The organism is Koromonas humicola (genome assembly GCF_059726255.1).
The window spans coordinates 2,622,467-2,640,378 of the sequence record NZ_AP040873.1; the positions used below are offsets into that span (position 1 = coordinate 2,622,467).

Here is a 17,912-nt window from a genome sequence, read left to right on the forward strand (position 1 = left end):
CCTCCAACGCTTAACAGCAGCGTCCGCCTGAACAGCAAGAATTGATCATCTTCAGGGCGGGAGAAGACGATTGTGAGATTCCGGCCCATCGAGCCAGTTCGGTGCGATCTGGATAACGGCCCGCCAAGGCGATCTGGCCATCGACCAGCACCAACGGCAGAGCGTCTGCTCCTGAGCGGTCGAGAAAACCTTTCACGGTCGAGTTCTCAGCAAACGCCATTGGTTGCTGGGCGAGATTGAAGCGCTCGATGTTCGCACCATTTTGTTTGGCCCATTCCACATCGGCAGCAAACGTAACCAAGTTCTTGTCGACGTCGACCCCACAGATGCCCGTACTGCAACACAAAGCCGGATCGAATACTTGAATGCTTTTCATTTCAGTTCTCCTTAGAAATCGTTGTAACGCGATGCAGCCCAAAATCTGGCGTCCAAGATTGTTGTAGAACTCTAATTTCATGACCGTGCCAGGATCGCCTCAATACGCGGGCGCAGAGTTCATTTGGATTTCCCCACCGATGTGAGAGGTGGAAGAACGGCGTCGCAGCATTTAGAACTCGCGCGAATATCAGCGCACTTCTCCGGATGGCCAGCGCAACACTCTTCGGTGAGGTAAGCGACCAGGTCGAGCATCAACGGAATGTTAGCTCTATAGCGCTGAAACCTGCCTTCTTGTTCCACCGTCACCAACCGGGTGTGAGCAAGCTCTTTCAAATGAAAAGAGAGATTGGTAGGGGGCACTTTCAGGGTCGAAGCAATCTCCCCTGCCACCATCCCGTCGGGTCCCTGTTTAACCAACAAACGATAGGCGTCCAGCCTGACCCCAGAGGACAAAGCTTCAAACACCGAGAGAGCAACCCTCTTTTGCATGACGCAATGCTACAACTATTCTTGAACAATTGAAACAACTGATTACATCTTTTTGCGTTGGGAAGAGGACGAGCTGTCGCCGGAGGTGAGCCTAGAACAAGGGCGTTGCGGTCGTCGTACCGACTTCGAAGAGGTGCCAGGTCTCAACAACCGAGCGGCATTGGCGTATTCGTGTTTAGCGGTATTCGGCTCTGGCAGTCTGAAGTTCTACTGAATCGGGGAACAAGGACAGGCCTCGCGAGAGCAACGCTTGAGCGAGTTGCGGCTGGCCGAGATGTGCGCGTATGGCAGCAGCGCGGAGGTATGTTTTGGGGCTGCCGAGGTGGGATGCAAAGCTCTCGGCCGCTAGGGCTGCTCCTTCGAGGTTTCCTGTTGCGATACAGGCTTTCACGAGCAGGTCGTGCACTTCAGGACGTCGTGGCATTTTCTGTACGCCGTAGTGCAGCTTTTGAAACCCGCGCTGAGCATCTCCCAAACGCACCTCCAGGTAACCAAGTCGGCTGCCAATCAGCGGGTCGGTGTTGCCGAGGTTCAACGCTCGAGTGTAGGCGGCTTTCGCAGAAGCAAGGTCGCCAGATCGCAGGCAGATATCTCCTCTGAGCCGTTCACGCCAGCTTGGTGCCTCATTTGAGTTGTCAGTGTGCGCGAGAGCCGAGAGAGCGTCGGTTGGCTTATCTAACTCCAAGCATATTTCTGCTGCGAACAGCCATGCGCGTGTGAATGGGGAATGCAATTTGACTGTCTGCATAAAGCAGGAGAGGGCAAATTCGAGGTTCTGAAAAGATTTGTACTCCAGCTCGCCGAGTTCGAACCAGGCAAGTGGGTTGTGGGGCTCTTCTTCCACCTTGAGGTGGCCAAGCCGACGATAGTAATCGTTCTTTGCCGTCGCAGCCGTGGGTGTTTGCTCGCGCAGGTAGCCATAGTGGTGCACGAGAAGATGCGATTCCGGAAAGGCAATCCCCATGGCGCAAACTCGATACTCAATCAGTTCATGAATGCGTCCAAAGAAGTAAATCTCAGGGTCACGCCGAAACAACCGTATGACGGTCATGTCGTGATAGGAGCCGGCGGAACGCGCGCGATCGAGTTCCGATTCATTTTGAACAGAAAGCGATTCTCGCGAATAAGACGCACTGGATCGAACATAGAGGCGGCGAGTTATAAGGTACGCTCTCGCTTCTGGCGGTTCGAGCAGGGCGGGCAGCAGTTCCTTTGCGCCACGGTCCAGTTCCTCATCCGCGTCGAGCACCAGAACCCAGTCGGTGGTCATCTGATCGAGGACAGCGTTGCGTGCTCTGGCAAAATGATCCTCCCAAGGGACTGGGATCACGGTTGCGCCACAATCACGAGCAACTGCCACGGTGTTGTCTGTCGATCCTGTATCTCCTATGACGACCTGGTCTACGAGACCCCTCACGCTCTCAAGGCAGGGGCGTAAACACTCTTCCTCGTTCTTGACGATCATGGAGAGACCAAGCGTTGGCATGGAGAATCCTTCTACGCGTGTGAATGCAGAATAGTGATGCAAGTTCATTGCCGAACTCTCCGGCGCATAGCTAACCCAATCTGCACACATCATTAGCGCTTACTACCTTGACTCAAAAGCATCGCCATCCAATGTTCGAATTAGAAATAGATTAATGGCCGGGGGTAAGCAGCGTCCCTTCCCCGAAGCAATCACCTGTCATTTCTTACAGCTGACACGACACTGTGTCCATGAGAGCGTGTCACTGCGCTGTGCTGGATTGGAGGTCAGTCACAGCACGGAACGAGAGCCGGAATCGTTGGCTCCCATTCAAGTTTTGTATGCGAGATCGAACACAGCGGTGTCCGGATATCCAGTGGGCGAACGCTGTTCGAAGAGGTCGGAGCAAAACGGCCTCAGGTCCGTGTGTTTCGAATTGGCGGTGACCGAGGTTTCCTCCTCCGTCTCCGCCGTTTTCCAAGACGGGCCAGTTACCGTGAAGCTCCGTTGAATGGGTTAGAAGCGCTGAAAGCAGCACGGAATGAACGAACCAGATTTCACATTCTATGAAAGAGAGGTCTGCTCAAATGCACGGACCGATAGTTGGAGAATTTCTCGGCACCATGGTTTTGATACTTCTCGGTGATGGAGTTGTCGCAAATGTCACGCTGGGAAAAACGAAGGGCGGAAGCAACGCGGCAGGATATTTCATGGTGGCCACCGCTTGGGGATTAGCGGTACTTGCCGGTGTTTGCGCAAGCTTATCAGTTGGAGGCGTGGCACATCTGAATAGCGCTGTCACGTTCGCACTTGCACTGGCGGGAGCTATTCCATGGTCTGTTGTTCCGGGTTATGTCGCCGCTCAGTTTGCCGGCGCGTTTGTGGGTGCAGTTCTGGTGTGGCTCGCTTACCTGCGCCACTGGGCTGAGACGCCGGACCCCGCAGCGAAGCTCGGAATATTCTGCACAGCTCCGGCAATCAGGGACATTCCCGCAAATTTCATGACAGAAGCTATTGCGACGTGCTTCCTTGTGATCATTGGGTTTGGATTTGGATCTAAAGGCCTCTCACCCACTGGGCTTCCGGCGGGTTACGGGCCGTACCTGTGGGGAATGCTGATTTGGGTGCTTGGAATGGGGCTTGGTGGTCCTACGGGATGGGCGATGAGTCCGCCACGTGACCTTGGCCCACGCATCGCACATGCGGTGTTACCTATTCCGGGCAAAGGCGGTTCCGATTGGGGCTACGCTCTAGTTCCAGTTGTTGGTCCGCTCTGTGGAGCTGGCATCGGATCACTAATCTGCAAAGTGTCCGGAATTCTGTGAGGGATTGCTGCTAGTCGAGCAGAATCAAACCGCGTGCGAGGGCAAGGGCGACGGCTTGGGAGCGATTCACTGCTCCCAGTTTCTCAAGAAGGTTATACACGTGGAAGTTTACGGTACGCTCACTGATCTTGAGCACGACCGAAATCTCCCAAGAGCTCTTGCCTTCCTTTAGCCAATAAAGAATCTCCTTCTCTCGAGGGGAGAGTGTCACTTGTCGGTGGTCGGGATCGTGAGCAGCAGCGCGTAAGAGCGCTATGTGGAGATGAGGTACTACATCTTCGAGTATCTCTACTGTTCGAGAATCGAATTTGAGCGCTCGTCCATGGAAGCTACAAAAGCTGCCACTATCCGAATGCGAAGAAGTTGGGCAGCCATGTGTGTAGCCGCTTGGGATGCCAAAATCGATGAGCAGCGATTCAACTGTCCTCGAAGAAGAGATTTTCTTTTGTATTCCGCTTCTTGCGAGCATGTGCTGCTTGGAGAGATTGGACCAATACTGGGGCTCGTAGGTTCGGAAGTTGTCGATTGCGAGAGCGTCCTGAGCGAATAGATCCTGCTCGCCGTATTCAATACAGAATTGAAGTGGAAGTGAGAGGTCGAAGAATCTGGTAACGGCCACCACCTTGCCAGAGGAATTCGTTTTACAAAGTACGGCGCCTGCGCAGTCAAACTCCATCAGCTTCTGCAAGCAAGGTACTACTTTCTCTCGCAGAGTGTTCTCGCTGTCAGCAGAGATGCACTCGTGAACGGCTTCATGCAGAAGCACGCCATCCACTCTTGACAGAGATGAATGCATCGACCATGGCATAGCATTCCTCCGCGAGCAAGTTCCGAAGGCGAATAGTACCACAAGCGAAACAGCCTATTCCGTGTATGGTGCGCTCAACGCACCCGGTCGAACCTTCCGGCCCCAACGAGCGCAGAACGGCGTTCGCAAATCGCAACATGTCGGTGAACAGATGGGCGAAAGTGTGCGAGATTGTTTGTATGGCTGAAGTACAGAAACATCGGGCGTTAGGTTTTGGAGCCTGCGCACTGGCAAGTTCGTTTTGGGGCTGCGGATTCTTCTTTGGCAAGATTGCGCTGGCTGAAATGGGCTTCGCGCACATGGTGCTTTATCGATTCTTATTTGCAATCGTAGTGCTGAGTCCGTTCCTGGTAAGCAATCGATCGGGGCTGCGCCGCCGTGAATGGGCGCTGCTACTGATCGCCTCCTTTCTGGGTGTGCCGCTTCAATTCCTGATTCAATTCCTCGGGCTCTCGCTCACGACCGTGAGCCACGCCTCACTGATGGTGGGAACCATGCCAGTGATCCTCGCGGTGGGCGCGACGATATTCGCAAATGAGCGCTTATCCGGCGCGGGATGGCTTGCGTTGTGCGCATCGACGTGCGGTGCGGCGCTGATCGCTTTGGGCGGAAGGAACCACTCCGGGTCGGGTCAGGCTTCGCTCACTGGAGATCTGCTGGTTGTGCTTTCTCTTGTGGTCGCGCTCTTCTGGGTGCTGTTGAATAAGAGCCTAGTGACACGGCATAGTCCGATCATGGTGACGGCCTACGGGCTGTTTTCAGGGACGGCGATGCTCGCAGTCTGGGTTCCGATCCGGTATGGATTGCCGCCGGTTGCGAACGTTTCGATGAAAGCGTGGCTGGCTTTAGCGGCGAGTGGCGTGCTCTGCACGGCAACCACTACGCTGCTGTGGAACTGGGGAATGACACAGGTCCCGGCGTCGCAAGCTGGCGTACTACTGAATATCGAGCCATTGGTGGGAAGTCTGCTCGGAGTGGTTATTCTGAAAGAAAGGCTCGGCCCGAGTGCCTGGGTTGGAGGCACATTGATCTTGGTGGCAGCAGTGATGCTGACTACGCAAAGCCAGACCGCCGCAAGCGATCAACCTGCAGAAGTTGCGGAACAATAGGCGAGCTTATTCAGAGGTCAACTCGAAGTGGGGCAAGTGGAGTCATGCAGCACAAGCCCATGTCTGAACTTTGAGAACGATCATGCCTAACGCTGTTTATAAGGACAGCACACCGGCGAATTGAGATTCACTTAGATTCGAGATTCGGGTACTCTCATATGCACTCTGGATTCTGGAGCGGGGCCGAGCATGGGGGATAACCGGATCTCAGTAGTGATCGCTGATGACTATCCTGTGTTTCGCGATGGTCTTCGGCATCTGGTGCAGACTGACCAAGAGCTTGTGGTGGTTGGCGAAGCTGCACACACGGCTGGCGCAATCACTGCCGCGGAAAAGTTGCGGCCTGACGTGTTGCTGCTTGATTCACAGATGCCGGAACACAGTGGAACTGAAGCTCTGTCCAAGCTTGCCTCGCGCACCAAGTCCTTCGATACAAAAATCTTGCTCATGACTGAAAACATGGAGCGCGACGAGGCCGTTCAGGCGCTTCATTTAGGCGCGCGTGGACTGATCGGGAAGAACGCGGCTCCGGACCTATTCCTTAAAGCCATTCATTGCGTGCACCGTGGGGAGCTATGGGTGCAGCGCGACATTCTATGCGAGTGGGCAGAGTCAAGTCAGCGGCGGGCGGAAGTGAAAGAGCGTCTTACCGCTCGTGAATTGGAAGTGGTCGCAGAGATTACGGCAGGGGCTTCCAATCGAGACATCGCGGCCCGCTTCGGCATTGCCGAGCACACGGTCAAGCGTCACCTGACGAATATCTTCGACAAGCTGGGATGTTCTAATCGTCTGGAGCTGTGCCTTTACGCGATGCACCATCGACTCATTCACTCGCGGTAATCGCGTTGCAGCGTTGCCCTTGCCTTTCGACAGCTATATCTTCAACGTACTACTTAGGTCGTAGCTATACCTGCTACCCTCGTGCCATTTGTCGTTCCACCCCAGAGCAATTTACCTAACCAGAGTAGCTGGATAGACTCCCCTGCACTATGGCAAGGTGGCGCCAGCGATCACGACGTTTTCCTCTCCCCCTTTTGCTGCGCTACCGAATGCAGGGAGCGAATTCCTGGTCAGCGGGACGGGTTCGCAATGTAAGCGGAACCGGTGTTCTGTTTGCAATTGAGGGCGATGCTCGAGTGGGCTCACAGTTCGAGCTTGAGATGCCCTTCGACGCAAACGGCACCCAGTACCGTTGCGAACTTTGTGCGAAGGCACACGTGGTGCGAACGGTTCGGAACGATGGCTCTTCGACGTTCATCGCAGCGCATTTCGATGCTTATGACTTACTCCCTGTAAACCGAAAACGAACGCAATGAAGATCCGGCTCTACGCAGCCGACCTTGCACCCCGAGCGTGATGCGATTTCTCGCGGGGACACATCGGAGTTTTCTGCTCAAGGAGAGTACCTGAATGCGCGCCTTACGTTATGCAGTGATAGCCGCTGTAGCAGTCTGTCTTGGTCTCATCCTACACGCCAGTTCAACACTACACGTCGCGACCGGATCATGGGTTGCGAGCCCTTCAATGAGCACCTCGCGAACGGGAGCAGCGGCCGTCGCATTGCCTCACGGTCGCATGTTAATCAGCGGTGGCGAAGCGAGTGACGGAACAGCAACAGCTACCGCGGACTTTGTAAACCCGGACGGAACGATATCGCCTGCGCCCTCCATGAATGTTGCGCGAAGCGGACACGCCGCCCTGTGGCTCAAGGGTGGATTCGTGCTGGTAACAGGCGGTCGCGATCGCCAGGGATACACGAACTCAGCAGAGGTGTTCTATCCAGAGGCAAATAACGGACAAGGCGCCTGGATCATGCTGAACTCCACTATTAGCGAGGCGCGTGCGAACCATGCGATGGCGCAATTGTCAGATGGCAACGTCGTCATTGCAGGCGGCGAGAGTAGTTACGGCGGCGTGCGCTTGTTGATCGTGTTCGACCCTGTGGCCCAGACATTCACGACCGCAGGCAGTTTGATTGTCCCGCGCTCTGGTGCAGCGGTCGCCGCAACACCAAATGGCAAAGTCCTTATCGCTGGTGGCGTGGACGAAAATGGTGTGCCGCTTGCCTCAACTGAAATATTCATTTACGACAGCAACTCGGGCACAGGGTCGACGGCAGTCGGTCCCAATCTGGTAGTTCCGCGTGCCTATGCAACTGCGACGGCGACCTACGATGGAGTGGCCGTTATTGGAGGGAACGACGGTGCGAACGATTTAGGTTCTGCGGAAATCTACAGTCAGTGGACAAATGCATTCCGTACGGTTTGGGGTGGCACGCCTCGCAGTCACCACCTGGCGATGCTGCTCCCCAACAATGGAAGCATCCTTGTGACGGGCGGAACCGGAGGAAGTGCTGTAGACCTGCTGCAACCGTGGCGCAACAACACCGCGGGTGCCTTCTTCGTGACGACCAGCAGTGCGGTGAATCACAACGGCGGGTTCCTCTCTGCGACCGGGCTAACGGGAGTTGCATTTGCGGGTGGCGGCACTGGAGTGCCGGCCACATCGGGCGAGTTCTACGGCTTCGCCACGATCACAACAGATCAAAGCGATTACGCCCCCGGTACACCGGTTGTGATGACTGGAAATGGTTTCGCCCCGAACGAACAGGTTGCGTTGCACCTGCATGAGTGGGTCAACCAGACGATTGCTGATTACCCGGATTACTTGGTGACTTCAGATTCAAATGGCAACTTCGTTTTCAGCGGGTACGCACCCACACCTTCAGACCTCAACTCCCGCTACCACTTGACTGCCGTTGGACTGACGTCTGGAATTCAAGCGCAGAACATATTTACAGATGGCAATTTAACTTCTGTGTCGGGAACGGTGCGAACCAACTCCGGAACGGCTATCTCGGGTGCGACCATCACCTGCACATCTGGGTGCAATTCCGCAACGCCGCTAACCGCGACATCGGCGAGCAATGGCGCGTACTCGTTTGCAGGAGGCAATAAGCTCAGCTTCGCTGGAAACAGTGCCAACGAGATCGTACTTACTGCAACTGCTCCCGGCTTTACTCCGGCAACGTATGTCATCTTGAATGCAAGCAACCAGGGCACGGTAACGGGCGCGAACTTCAGCTTGACGCCCTCTGCTGTCGATACCACTACCGCGATTACATCGACGCCCAATCCGTCCATCTATGGCCAAACGGTCTCTTTTACTGCCACCATCTCCTGGACTGGCGGCACAGGCACACCCTCGGGAACCGTTGATGTGAAGGACGGCAGCAATGTCCTTTGCACAATCGCAAGTCTGACTGCGAGCGGAGCGACCGCAACTGGTAGTTGCTCGTCTTCCGCATTGGGTGTGAGCAGCAGTCCTCACTCGATTACCGCGACCTACAACGGCGACAGGAACTTCCACAGCAGCACTTCCCCCACGATAAGCCAGACAGTGACAGGCAAGGAGCTTTCGGTCACCGGGATCTCAGCAGCGAACAAAATCTATGACGGGAATACAACTGCCACGCTGAACCTGAGCAATGCCGCACTGCAAGGGATAGTGAGTTCGGACGCCGTTACGTTGAGCACAGTTGGAGCAAGCGCCTCCTTCGCAGATAAGAATGTGGGCACAGTGAAGACTGTAACAATTGTGGGACTGGCGCTAACGGGTACGAGTGCTGCAAACTACACGCTTGCCCGGCCATCTCTGACTGCGGACATCACGCCGCTTTCGATCAAAGGCGCGTTTACGGCAAAGGACAAGGTGTATGACGGTTCCGTTGCGGCCACTGTAACTGGAACTTCGCTGATTAGCGCAATTACGGGCGACTCCGTTTCACTCACGGGAGGCATGGCGACTTTCGGCGATAGGACCGTCGGCACAGGAAAGGCGGTGACGTTGACCGGAGCCATGCTTGCGGGCGCGGATGCCGGGAACTACGTGCTTAGTTCAGTGGCGACGACAACCGCGAACATCACTCCCTTGGGCATTACGGCTGCCGTTACTGCTGACAACAAAACCTATGATGGCACCAGTGCTGCAACTGTGAAATGCTCGTTAACAGGACAGATCTCGGGTGACGTCGTGAGTTGTTCTGTAGCAACCGCGGCGTTCGACACCAAGAATGTCGGTATGGGAAAAACCGTGTCGGCAACTGGAGTGACACTCAGTGGCGCGGACTCGGGCAACTACACCGTAAACACCTCCGCGACGACAACGGCCGACGTTTCTCAGCTTACGGTTACTGGAGCGTTCACGGCGGCAGACAAGGTGTATGACGGTTCAACTGCTGCGACGCCTTCGACTCGCACGATTTCGGGTGCGATCAGTGGGGATTCGGTATCACTTACTGGAGGAACCGCTTTATTCACTGACAAGAACGTGGGTAACGCGAAGGTTGTCACCTTGATCGGAGCGGCGCTTGCAGGAACTGATGCAGGCAATTACCTTCTGAGTTCGGTCTCTCCGACAACTGCGAACATTTCGCCTCTGGCGATTACGGCAGAAGTGAAAGCAGCAAACAAAGTGTATGACGGCACAACAGCGGCCTCGATCACGTCGTGCACTTTGTCTGGGCAGATCACTGGAGATACCGTGAACTGCTCGACTGGCAGCGCGAGCTTCGATACTAAGAATGTCGGCACCAGCAAGGCCGTGACTGCTGTTGGCGTACTCCTAAGCGGTGCGGACGCTGCGAACTACACGGTAAACAATACTGCAAAGACGACTGCTGATATCACTCCACTCTCGGTTACCGGAAACTTCACCTCCGAGAACAAAGTCTATGACGGTACGGCCGCTGCAACGGTTTCGGCTCGTACGGTTTCGGGAGCAGTCGGTGGCGATTCGGTGTCGCTGACCGGGGGAACCGCTTCATTCGTTGACAAGAACGTCGGCAATGCAAAAACCGTGTCGCTGAACGGTGCCACTTTGTCGGGAACTGACGCGATGAATTACCTGCTAAGCTCAGTTGCGACAACAACGGCTAACATCACACCGCTCGGGATCACTGCATCGGCAACGGCGGCAAACAAGGTGTACGACGGCAGTACGACAGCCACGATCAATTCATGCACTCTGGCAGGGCAGATCAGCACTGACACCGTGAACTGCTCGGCTATCAGCGCAACTTTTGATACAAAGAACGTCGGTACGGCGAAGACAGTCTCGGCCAGCGTGGCATTGAATGGAACTGATGCAGGCAATTACACGGTAAACGCAACCGCCACTACGACCGCGAACATTACGGTACGTGAGTTGAAGGTGACGGCGACGGGAGTAAACAAAACTTACGATGGCACAACAACTGCAGCCGTAACGCTGCGTGATGATCGCGTTGCTGGTGATGCATTGACAGTGACATCAGACGCGAGCTTCGACTCCAAGAACGTTGGCACAGCGAAGCCAGTGTCAGTCAAACTTCAGATTAGCGGAGGTGCTGACGCAGGAAACTACCAACTGGAGAGCTCGACCATCTCTACTACTGCAAATATCACCCCTCGTACTCTGACTGTGAGTGCAACCGCTCAGAACAAGGTTTACGACGGTACAACTGCCGCGGCCGTCAGTCTGAGCGATGACCGAGTCACAAACGACGTGCTATTGCTCTCGTACTCAGCGGCAAGCTTCTCTGATGCAAATGCCGGTACGGGGAAGAGCGTGACGATTACGGGAGTTAGCATCAGCGGGACCGATCAGGCGAATTATCAACTGGCGAGTTCGACTGTGCTGACTCATGCAGATATCACTCCGAAGAACGCATCTGTAACTCCGAACGCAGCCAGCAAGGTTTTTGGGCTCGCTGACCCGAACCCGCTCACAACGGGTACGCTCACGGGGTTCCTGGCCGCAGACAACGTGACAGCCACGTACACTCGCAATTCGGGTGAAACTGTCGGAGCTTATACGATCAGCGCTCAGTTGAGCCCGGCATCGGTGCTAGGCAACTACAGCATCACCTATAACACCGCCACATTTACCATCAAGGCCTGGACGCTCACGGGATTCTATCAACCAGTAACTCCCATGGCGCCTGGTTCCAATGTGGTTGTATGGAACACGATCAAAGGTGGATCGACCGTGCCCGTGAAGTTCAATGTTTTGACGGGGACCGGTCAGAGCACGGATCCATCGGTGGTGAACGGGAAGTCCATAACCCTATACACAGTGAATTGCAACGGCGTTGGGGTTGAGGATCCTGTGGACTACGTTGTGAATAGCGGTTCTACGTCATTGCGCTACGACCTGACGGGTGGACAGTTCATCCAAAACTGGCAGACGCCGAAAGGCGGGGGGCAGTGCTTCCTTGTGCGAATGACGACGCAGGATGGCAGTAAGCTCGAGGCGTACTTCATGACCAAGTAGTCTGTCCCAAACAACACATAAGGCCGTAGCTGATGGCTACGGCCTTTTCTTATTAGAACTATATGACGGTATCATGCTGACCACGAGGAATGAGGGACTTCCTCTTCGCCGACTTGTGCGTGCGACATCTGCACCTTCGTCGAGGGCTGAGCAGGCGCTGCTGCGGAATTGGTTCTGGATTCCAACTCTTGCCACGCACTGCGAACATCAAGGACTTCGGCGCACTGCGCCTCGAGGGCTTCGGGCGAACACTTCACTTGAGCATCCATGACCTTAATGCGGAGTTGCGAATAGAAGCGAATCAGCCAAGGGACGGCTGGCTCGCCAGTATTGCGATCGAGAGAGCCTTCGAGATGCTGAATTACCGCCAGAGCATGTTTGACTTCACGAGCGCAGCCCTCGAAGTCTTTTACACGCGTCGCAGCGGAAGCCCGTCTCAAGTCTTTTACCAGCTGATCGTAGAGCATCAAAACGCTTCCGATCGGCGATGTGCTGTAGGCGGCCGCCTGGCGATATTGCAGTTCCGACTGTCCCCAACTCATTTGTATCTACCTCCGAACCTTAATCATTCAATTCTGCTATGGGTTCCTACTTCCCGGTGTTCGCGTAATCGGCGTTGCCCAACTCCGCCTGTATCATTTGCTGCTGAGCCGGCAGTTGCATGAGCAGAACATTCATTTTGTTATACTGCGCTGTCCACGCCGCCTTCTGATTTGTTAGATACGTCTGAAAATCGTCGATCTGCGATTGCAAGCTTGCGACAGACGCATTCAAGCCCTTGATGTCCAGCGTGAAGGATCCATCAGCCACGTCAATGACGGAATGGAGCTGAGGAGCAAGCATCGTAGCGAATCCGCTGGTTCCGGTACCGTCGCCCTGAAAGAACTCTTGAACGGCGCTGTAGTTACTCGACACAGCATTGGACATAGCTGCGGAATCGACCGAAAGCGTGCCGTCATTGTTCATCGTGATCCCGAGATCAGACAGTGTCTTGATCGCCGAGGTCGAATCCCCGGAATAGGACAGAGCAGCAAGCAACTGATTTTGTAAGAGGGCGACGTTCGTGTCTCCTGACAATGGGCCGCTCTTGTTCGAGCTTGAGTCGTATGCGTACTCCGTGTTGATCTGACCGATGATGGTGTTGTAGTCGGTCACGAAGCTGTTCATCACTTTCAGCACTGCAGACGTGTCCGGCGTGACGGATACGTTAACTTCCGTTCCGGGGTTAGCTCCGGCGAGGTTGAAAGTGACTCCGTTAATAGCACCAGTGACTTTGTTTGTCGAACTGCTCACTGGGACGCCATCCACGGTAAGCGATGCATTGGTTCCAGTTGCCGCTTTTGTAAATTGCAGTTGGCTGCTTGAGAGACTAGAGACCGTCAGGCCACTTGCGTCACCAGTGGACTCGTTCAGGAGCGACAAGCTGTAGGTTCCATCGGAGTTGCTAACCACACTTGCCGTCACGCCAATTCCCTGCTGGTTTATCGAATCGGCCAAACCATCAAGGGTGTTGTTCGTGCTGTCGACGGTGATGGTGGTTGGGGTACCGCTTCCAACAGTGATGTTGAAGGTGCCCGCTGCAATCTGGGTGGTGGGGCTGGCGACACCATTCGACTTGCCTCCCGTGAATTGCAGAGCGTCAGAAGAAATGGTCAGATCGCCAGTCGCGCCTGAATTCTGGCTTACGAGCGCTAACCTGGCGCCGTTGGTATCTGTGATGACGCTGGCATTCACACCTATCTGCATACCATTGATAGTCGATGCAAGCTTGGCCAGCGTGTTGTTCGTACTATCGATGGTGACCGTTTTTGCAGTTCCAGAACCCACCTGAATTGTGAATGATCCAGTAGCGATCTGGGCGCTCGCGCTAGAGGCTTGGTTAGTGTAGTAGGACGACGTGGTCGCGAGATTATTGACGACCAAGACATGATTCCCAACAGCCGATGCTGACAAAGCAGTTGCGGTGAGTATCGAGGTATTGGACGACGTCACTGATCTTGAGGCAATGGCTCCACCAGCGTCCTTGAGATCATTCATGTCGGCCCACAGCTTCGTGATACTCGTCTGCATTACATTCAGGTCGGAAATCGCCCCCTTGAGGTTTGTCTGTTGCGCTTGCCACTGCGTGACTGGGACACTGGCGGCAGTGGCCAATTGATTGACCAGTGAATTAACATCGACTCCCTGCCCATTGGTCAGATTGATGCCGCTCAGATTGATTCCAGTCGTTGAAGACATTTGATTGCTTCTCCCTTCATATTTCTGGCCTGGCAGTGCTACCACTGCCAGGCCGTTGAATTACTCGTGTTATTACTGGAGCAGCTTGAGGATCGACTGCTGGGACTGGTTGGCCTGCTGCAGAGCGGCCATGCCGGTGGACTGCAGGATGTTGAACTTCGTCATGTTCGCGACTTCCTGAGCGATGTTCGCGGAGCTAATGCTGTCTTTAGCGCTCGTGAGGTTCTGAACTTGGTTATTGACGACGTTCGTTGCACTCTGCAAACGATTGATGGCTGCACCGATCTTGCCGCGATCGCCAGCGATGTTCCCGATGGCAGCGGTGATGTCGGTAAGGGCGGCAGTCGCATTCGAGACGCTGGTCAGATCGTCACTAGAGATATTCGTTGCAGTGGTGGCGCTGTAACCAATCGCCGAACTCTGGAGCGTTCCAACGGTGGCGTCGATTGTGCTGGCGCCGACGCTGGTTCCGTCACTGATGAACACGCTGGTCGTGGTGCCCGAGAATACCTTGGATCCGTTGTAAGTGGTGTTGCCACCGATACGGTCGATTTCAGCCTTGATCGCGGTGAATTCGTTATCCAGTGCTTTCTGCTGCGACGTGCTAACAGTGCCGTTCGCGGCTTCGGTCGCCAGGGTGACTGCGCGGTTCAGGAGGGTTGTTACCTGCGAGAGCGCGCCGTCAGCAACTTGCAACATTCCAACGCCGTCAGTGGCATTTTGTGCAGACTGAGTCAAAGCCGTGGTGTTCGCCTGCAACCCATTGGCAATTGCAAGACCCGCGGCGTCATCAGCACCGGAGTTGATTTTCGAACCAGAGGACAACCGGCCAAGCGTGGTCTGCAAGGAAGCGGAGGTCTGTGCAAGTTGGTTCTGCGCTGCAATCGACGAAATGTTGTTCAAGATGCTCATTGACATAGGAAAGCTCCTTTTGCTTCGCCTGCTTTTGTTTGTGCGGCAAAGCCGCCATGAGCAGGGAATCCGTTTTGATGGGCCTATCTATCGGCAGTTCCCTCGGAGACTTTAGAAAATTTATAAAGGGATTAAACCGTTCGCGATTTGAGTCACACTTCGGTGCATGAGAATGAGAAATCTCAGCCAGAAGGTTTAGTTTTGATGAGTATTGGCCTGGCGGTGAAGAGCCGCCAGGCCATCAGGAGGTCTAAAGTCACTATGAAGAAGTCGCTTCTCGTGACTGCTAGTGGCGCTGCTCAGACTCTGCACCTTCTTGTATCTCGGTACTTTCCGCTATTTAGTCGAACCACGTTTCCATCTGTGGAACGTTTTGCGGGCGTCTCTTAGGCCGACCTATCTATCGGCAAAACCACAGCGACGCATCAACACTTTCCACGACTGCGTCTCGATGAGAGCCTCTCACAAATTGTCTTGAAGATTTAGAGCGATCTGCCGATACACAATCCCCAGAGCTGTACGTCCAGGAAAGTAGGTGGACCGCGCCGTGATCGTACTTAGCCGTCTGAACGGTCAATCTATGATCATTAATTCTGATCTTATTAAGCTGATCGAAAAGTCCCCTGACACCGTTATAACTCTCACAACCGGGGAGAAACTCGTGGTCAACGAGGACCCCGAAGAAGTTGTGGCACGGGTCATTTCGTTTCGGCAGAGCATTCTCACTCCGAGGTGCCACGGCAGCTCAGAACAGACATCGCAGGATGCCACTGTGCACCCTTCTAGTTTTCGTGCCCGCCTAGATACAGAGGAAAGATAAATGGATAAGAGCACATTCTTCGGACTTCTGATCGCAATTTGCGGCGTCCTCACGGGGCTAATCCTCGAAGGCGGCAAGATAGCCCAAATTCTGCAACCTACCGCGGCGATCATTGTCCTTGGCGGAACGATTGGCGCCGTAATGGTGCAGTTCCCTCTTTCAATGGTGAAGAGTGCGATATTACATGCCCGCTTCGTTTTTATGGAAGGTAGCAGCGACCCGGACCAGATAATTAGTGACTTGGTTCGCTTCACGCAGAAAGCTCGAAAGAACGGGATCGTGTCTCTCGATTCGGACCTTGATCGGGTAAGTGACGCCTTTATGAGGCGGGCTCTGATGTTGGCCGTTGACGGGACCAATCCAGAAGAACTCAGAGGCATGCTCGAAACAGAGCTCGACACGAGAGCTGAGCACGATGAGCAGATTCCGAAGGTCTATGAGTCAGCCGGAGGCTTCGCGCCGACGGTGGGCATCATCGGCGCCATTCTTGGACTGATACAGGTCATGCAACATCTGCAGAACATAGATGAAGTGGGCCGCGGCGTGGCTGTAGCATTTGTAGCAACCATCTACGGTGTTGCGTGTGCAAACATCTTCTTCCTTCCTGCGGCCGGAAAACTCAAAATCAGGCTCCGGCAACAGCAGCTTACTCGCGAAATCATCGTGGAAGGAGTGAGCTCGATCCTGGAGGGAATGAATCCGCGAATGCTCGAGATGAAGTTGAACGGCCTATTAGGCATGGATGAACGCAGACGGTCGCGTAGGGCTAGGCAGTCAGAGCCCGAAGGTGACACGGTGCCAGCATAATGCGGAGAACGAGAAGGAAAAGGAACAAACCTGCCGAACCAGCGAATCACGATCGCTGGTTAATTTCCTATGCGGATTTCATTACGCTCCTATTTGCGTTCTTTGTTGTGTTGTACGCCTCGTCACAGGTTGACAAAAAGAAAGCAGCGCAAGTGGCCGCTGCTATCGAGGGCGCGTTTCAGCAACTCGGAGTGTTCACTGGAGGACTAAGCGCATTTGATCCGAGTAGGGGACCAATCATCATAAAGGGCGCTGACGGGAACATATCCGCTCCCGCGACTGTGGTTGTCGTGCAACCTGATAAATCAAAGGTCGGGGCTAACGCAACCGAGAATGAGGGAGTCGACACAAAAGAGTTACAGAAAGAGCTCCAGGAAGCTCTCGGCGACGAGATCAAGAACAACAAAGTTCAAATGAGAATCGGGCCCGAGGGCCTTGTAGTAAGCTTGCGAGAGATTGGCTTCTTCAATAGCGGCGAAGCTACGCTACTTCCGTCAGCAGTACCGGTGATTACTCGGTTGGCCAAGATCCTCGAGAAGCGGCATTTTGAGATTCGCGTCGAAGGCCATACCGACAATGTTCCGATCCATACCAGCCAGTTCAAGTCCAACTGGGAACTCTCGACAGCGCGGGCCACTGAAGTCGTAATCATGCTTGTGCGAGATTACGGGTTCGATCCGACTGCAGTCTCAGTTGCCGGATACGCAGAGTATCGCCCGATCTTTCCGAACGACACAGAAGAAGGAAGGAAGGCTAATCGAAGAATTGATCTGGTCGTAATTGGCGAGAAAAAGTGAACCCGTAACTTTCGTTACGGGTTTCAGCTTCAGACTCAATCTAGCTTCTCTTGCAACTCAACTTAGGCGCTAACGTTTGCGAGTAGTGGCTCGAGCTTCGCTTGAATGTCAACTGCCGTGAACGGCTTCTTGACATAGCCGGAAGCGCCTAGGTTTGCCGCCTCTAGCACCGTGTCAACTCGACCTTCAGTAGTGATGAGCAATACTGGAAGGTTCTTCCAGCGATCGTCACCCTTCAGCTTGGTGAGCAGCTCCATGCCGTTCATTTTTGGCATGTTGATGTCGGTCATCACTAAGTGAATTTTCTCTTGTTCGAGGACCGCGAGTGCTTGCTCACCGTCGCCAGCCTCATGGACTTTGCCAACTGCGACATTCGAGTGTTGAATGCACCGGAGAATAATTTTCCGGATGGTTGATGAATCGTCTACAACGAGGATGTTGTACATAGATAC

The 17,912-nt window shown here is 54.4% G+C and carries 16 protein-coding genes and 1 pseudogene; 9 read left to right on the forward strand and 8 right to left on the reverse strand.

Annotated features, from left to right (window positions below; all coding sequences use genetic code 11):
* Positions 1 to 10 precede the first annotated feature (10 nt).
* The 3 genes from arsD to AC6IZD_RS11375 all read right to left on the reverse strand — a co-directional run bounded on the left by arsD (position 11) and on the right by AC6IZD_RS11375 (position 2,401).
* Positions 11 to 376 (reverse strand): arsenite efflux transporter metallochaperone ArsD, encoded by a 366-nt coding sequence (gene arsD / locus AC6IZD_RS11365; RefSeq protein WP_497783430.1) that lies wholly within the window; start codon positions 374 to 376, stop codon positions 11 to 13.
* A gap of 119 nt (positions 377 to 495) precedes the next feature.
* Entirely contained in the window at positions 496 to 867 is a 372-nt protein-coding gene (locus AC6IZD_RS11370; RefSeq protein ID WP_497783431.1) for an ArsR/SmtB family transcription factor, read from the reverse strand.
* A 175-nt stretch (positions 868 to 1,042) separates the two neighbouring features.
* A complete protein-coding gene (locus tag AC6IZD_RS11375; RefSeq protein WP_497783432.1) occupies positions 1,043 to 2,401 on the reverse strand; it encodes a glycosyltransferase in 1,359 nt (452 codons plus the stop codon).
* 518 nt (positions 2,402 to 2,919) lie between these two features.
* Here AC6IZD_RS11375 and AC6IZD_RS11380 point away from each other — a divergent pair.
* Positions 2,920 to 3,657: an MIP/aquaporin family protein gene (locus tag AC6IZD_RS11380; RefSeq protein WP_497783433.1), complete on the forward strand. Its 738-nt coding sequence runs from the start codon at positions 2,920 to 2,922 to the stop codon at positions 3,655 to 3,657.
* 10 nt (positions 3,658 to 3,667) lie between these two features.
* On the opposite strand, the gene AC6IZD_RS11385 is transcribed toward AC6IZD_RS11380, so the two are convergent.
* Positions 3,668 to 4,465 (reverse strand): LuxR C-terminal-related transcriptional regulator, encoded by a 798-nt coding sequence (locus AC6IZD_RS11385; protein ID WP_497783434.1) that lies wholly within the window; start codon positions 4,463 to 4,465, stop codon positions 3,668 to 3,670.
* A gap of 179 nt (positions 4,466 to 4,644) precedes the next feature.
* Here AC6IZD_RS11385 and AC6IZD_RS11390 point away from each other — a divergent pair, with 179 nt between their 5' ends.
* The 4 genes from AC6IZD_RS11390 to AC6IZD_RS11405 all read left to right on the forward strand — a co-directional run bounded on the left by AC6IZD_RS11390 (position 4,645) and on the right by AC6IZD_RS11405 (position 11,886).
* A complete protein-coding gene (locus AC6IZD_RS11390; protein ID WP_497783435.1) occupies positions 4,645 to 5,574 on the forward strand; it encodes a DMT family transporter in 930 nt (309 codons plus the stop codon).
* A 189-nt stretch (positions 5,575 to 5,763) separates the two neighbouring features.
* Positions 5,764 to 6,414, forward strand: a complete 651-nt coding sequence (locus AC6IZD_RS11395; RefSeq protein WP_497783436.1) for a response regulator — start codon at positions 5,764 to 5,766, stop codon at positions 6,412 to 6,414.
* Positions 6,415 to 6,563: 149 nt separating this feature from the next.
* The gene (locus AC6IZD_RS11400; protein ID WP_497783437.1) at positions 6,564 to 6,890 is read left to right on the forward strand and encodes a PilZ domain-containing protein; all 327 of its coding nucleotides are present in this window, start codon (positions 6,564 to 6,566) and stop codon (positions 6,888 to 6,890) included.
* Positions 6,891 to 7,098: 208 nt separating this feature from the next.
* On the forward strand, positions 7,099 to 11,886 hold the full coding sequence (locus AC6IZD_RS11405) for a YDG domain-containing protein (RefSeq protein ID WP_497783438.1): 4,788 nt from the start codon (positions 7,099 to 7,101) through the stop codon (positions 11,884 to 11,886).
* A 71-nt stretch (positions 11,887 to 11,957) separates the two neighbouring features.
* On the opposite strand, the gene AC6IZD_RS11410 is transcribed toward AC6IZD_RS11405, so the two are convergent.
* The 3 genes from AC6IZD_RS11410 to AC6IZD_RS11420 form a co-directional block, all read right to left on the reverse strand.
* Positions 11,958 to 12,428 carry a flagellar export chaperone FliS gene (locus tag AC6IZD_RS11410; protein ID WP_497783439.1) on the reverse strand — a complete coding sequence of 157 codons (471 nt, stop codon included), beginning with the start codon at positions 12,426 to 12,428 and terminating at the stop codon, positions 11,958 to 11,960.
* A 46-nt stretch (positions 12,429 to 12,474) separates the two neighbouring features.
* Complete coding sequence (fliD, locus tag AC6IZD_RS11415) at positions 12,475 to 14,124, reverse strand: flagellar filament capping protein FliD (RefSeq protein WP_497783440.1); 1,650 nt, start codon at positions 14,122 to 14,124, stop codon at positions 12,475 to 12,477.
* A gap of 72 nt (positions 14,125 to 14,196) precedes the next feature.
* Positions 14,197 to 15,042, reverse strand: a complete 846-nt coding sequence (locus AC6IZD_RS11420; protein WP_497783441.1) for a flagellin N-terminal helical domain-containing protein — start codon at positions 15,040 to 15,042, stop codon at positions 14,197 to 14,199.
* A gap of 541 nt (positions 15,043 to 15,583) precedes the next feature.
* Between AC6IZD_RS11420 and AC6IZD_RS11425 the strand changes: the two genes are divergently transcribed.
* From AC6IZD_RS11425 to AC6IZD_RS11440, 4 genes and pseudogenes are all read left to right on the forward strand, one after another.
* The gene (locus tag AC6IZD_RS11425) at positions 15,584 to 15,856 is read left to right on the forward strand and encodes a flagellar FlbD family protein (RefSeq protein WP_497787577.1); all 273 of its coding nucleotides are present in this window, start codon (positions 15,584 to 15,586) and stop codon (positions 15,854 to 15,856) included.
* Entirely contained in the window at positions 15,857 to 16,663 is an 807-nt protein-coding gene (locus AC6IZD_RS11430) for a flagellar motor protein (RefSeq protein WP_497783442.1), read from the forward strand.
* Positions 16,663 to 16,782, forward strand: a pseudogene (locus tag AC6IZD_RS11435) (flagellar motor protein MotB); the annotation flags it as partial. The gene AC6IZD_RS11430 and the pseudogene AC6IZD_RS11435, both read left to right, overlap by 1 nt.
* 33 nt (positions 16,783 to 16,815) lie before the next feature.
* A complete protein-coding gene (locus AC6IZD_RS11440; protein ID WP_497787578.1) occupies positions 16,816 to 17,460 on the forward strand; it encodes an OmpA/MotB family protein in 645 nt (214 codons plus the stop codon).
* A 62-nt stretch (positions 17,461 to 17,522) separates the two neighbouring features.
* On the opposite strand, the gene AC6IZD_RS11445 is transcribed toward AC6IZD_RS11440, so the two are convergent.
* The gene (locus AC6IZD_RS11445) at positions 17,523 to 17,906 is read right to left on the reverse strand and encodes a response regulator (RefSeq protein ID WP_497783443.1); all 384 of its coding nucleotides are present in this window, start codon (positions 17,904 to 17,906) and stop codon (positions 17,523 to 17,525) included.
* Positions 17,907 to 17,912 lie beyond the last annotated feature (6 nt).

What these genes read in the sequence shown, in the direction of transcription:
- AC6IZD_RS11445 (WP_497783443.1), bottom strand. Translation starts at nt 17,906, where the DNA reads ATGTACAACATCCTCGTTGTAGACGATTCATCAACCATCCGGAAAATT.
- AC6IZD_RS11375 (WP_497783432.1), bottom strand. Translation starts at nt 2,401, where the DNA reads ATGAACTTGCATCACTATTCTGCATTCACACGCGTAGAAGGATTCTCC.
- AC6IZD_RS11405 (WP_497783438.1), top strand. Translation starts at nt 7,099, where the DNA reads ATGAGCACCTCGCGAACGGGAGCAGCGGCCGTCGCATTGCCTCACGGT.
- AC6IZD_RS11410 (WP_497783439.1), bottom strand. Translation starts at nt 12,428, where the DNA reads ATGAGTTGGGGACAGTCGGAACTGCAATATCGCCAGGCGGCCGCCTAC.
- AC6IZD_RS11430 (WP_497783442.1), top strand. Translation starts at nt 15,857, where the DNA reads ATGGATAAGAGCACATTCTTCGGACTTCTGATCGCAATTTGCGGCGTC.
- AC6IZD_RS11390 (WP_497783435.1), top strand. Translation starts at nt 4,645, where the DNA reads ATGGCTGAAGTACAGAAACATCGGGCGTTAGGTTTTGGAGCCTGCGCA.
- AC6IZD_RS11385 (WP_497783434.1), bottom strand. Translation starts at nt 4,465, where the DNA reads ATGCCATGGTCGATGCATTCATCTCTGTCAAGAGTGGATGGCGTGCTT.
- AC6IZD_RS11380 (WP_497783433.1), top strand. Translation starts at nt 2,920, where the DNA reads ATGCACGGACCGATAGTTGGAGAATTTCTCGGCACCATGGTTTTGATA.
- arsD (WP_497783430.1), bottom strand. Translation starts at nt 376, where the DNA reads ATGAAAAGCATTCAAGTATTCGATCCGGCTTTGTGTTGCAGTACGGGC.
- AC6IZD_RS11395 (WP_497783436.1), top strand. Translation starts at nt 5,764, where the DNA reads ATGGGGGATAACCGGATCTCAGTAGTGATCGCTGATGACTATCCTGTG.
- AC6IZD_RS11400 (WP_497783437.1), top strand. Translation starts at nt 6,564, where the DNA reads ATGGCAAGGTGGCGCCAGCGATCACGACGTTTTCCTCTCCCCCTTTTG.
- AC6IZD_RS11420 (WP_497783441.1), bottom strand. Translation starts at nt 15,042, where the DNA reads ATGTCAATGAGCATCTTGAACAACATTTCGTCGATTGCAGCGCAGAAC.
- fliD (WP_497783440.1), bottom strand. Translation starts at nt 14,124, where the DNA reads ATGTCTTCAACGACTGGAATCAATCTGAGCGGCATCAATCTGACCAAT.
- AC6IZD_RS11370 (WP_497783431.1), bottom strand. Translation starts at nt 867, where the DNA reads ATGCAAAAGAGGGTTGCTCTCTCGGTGTTTGAAGCTTTGTCCTCTGGG.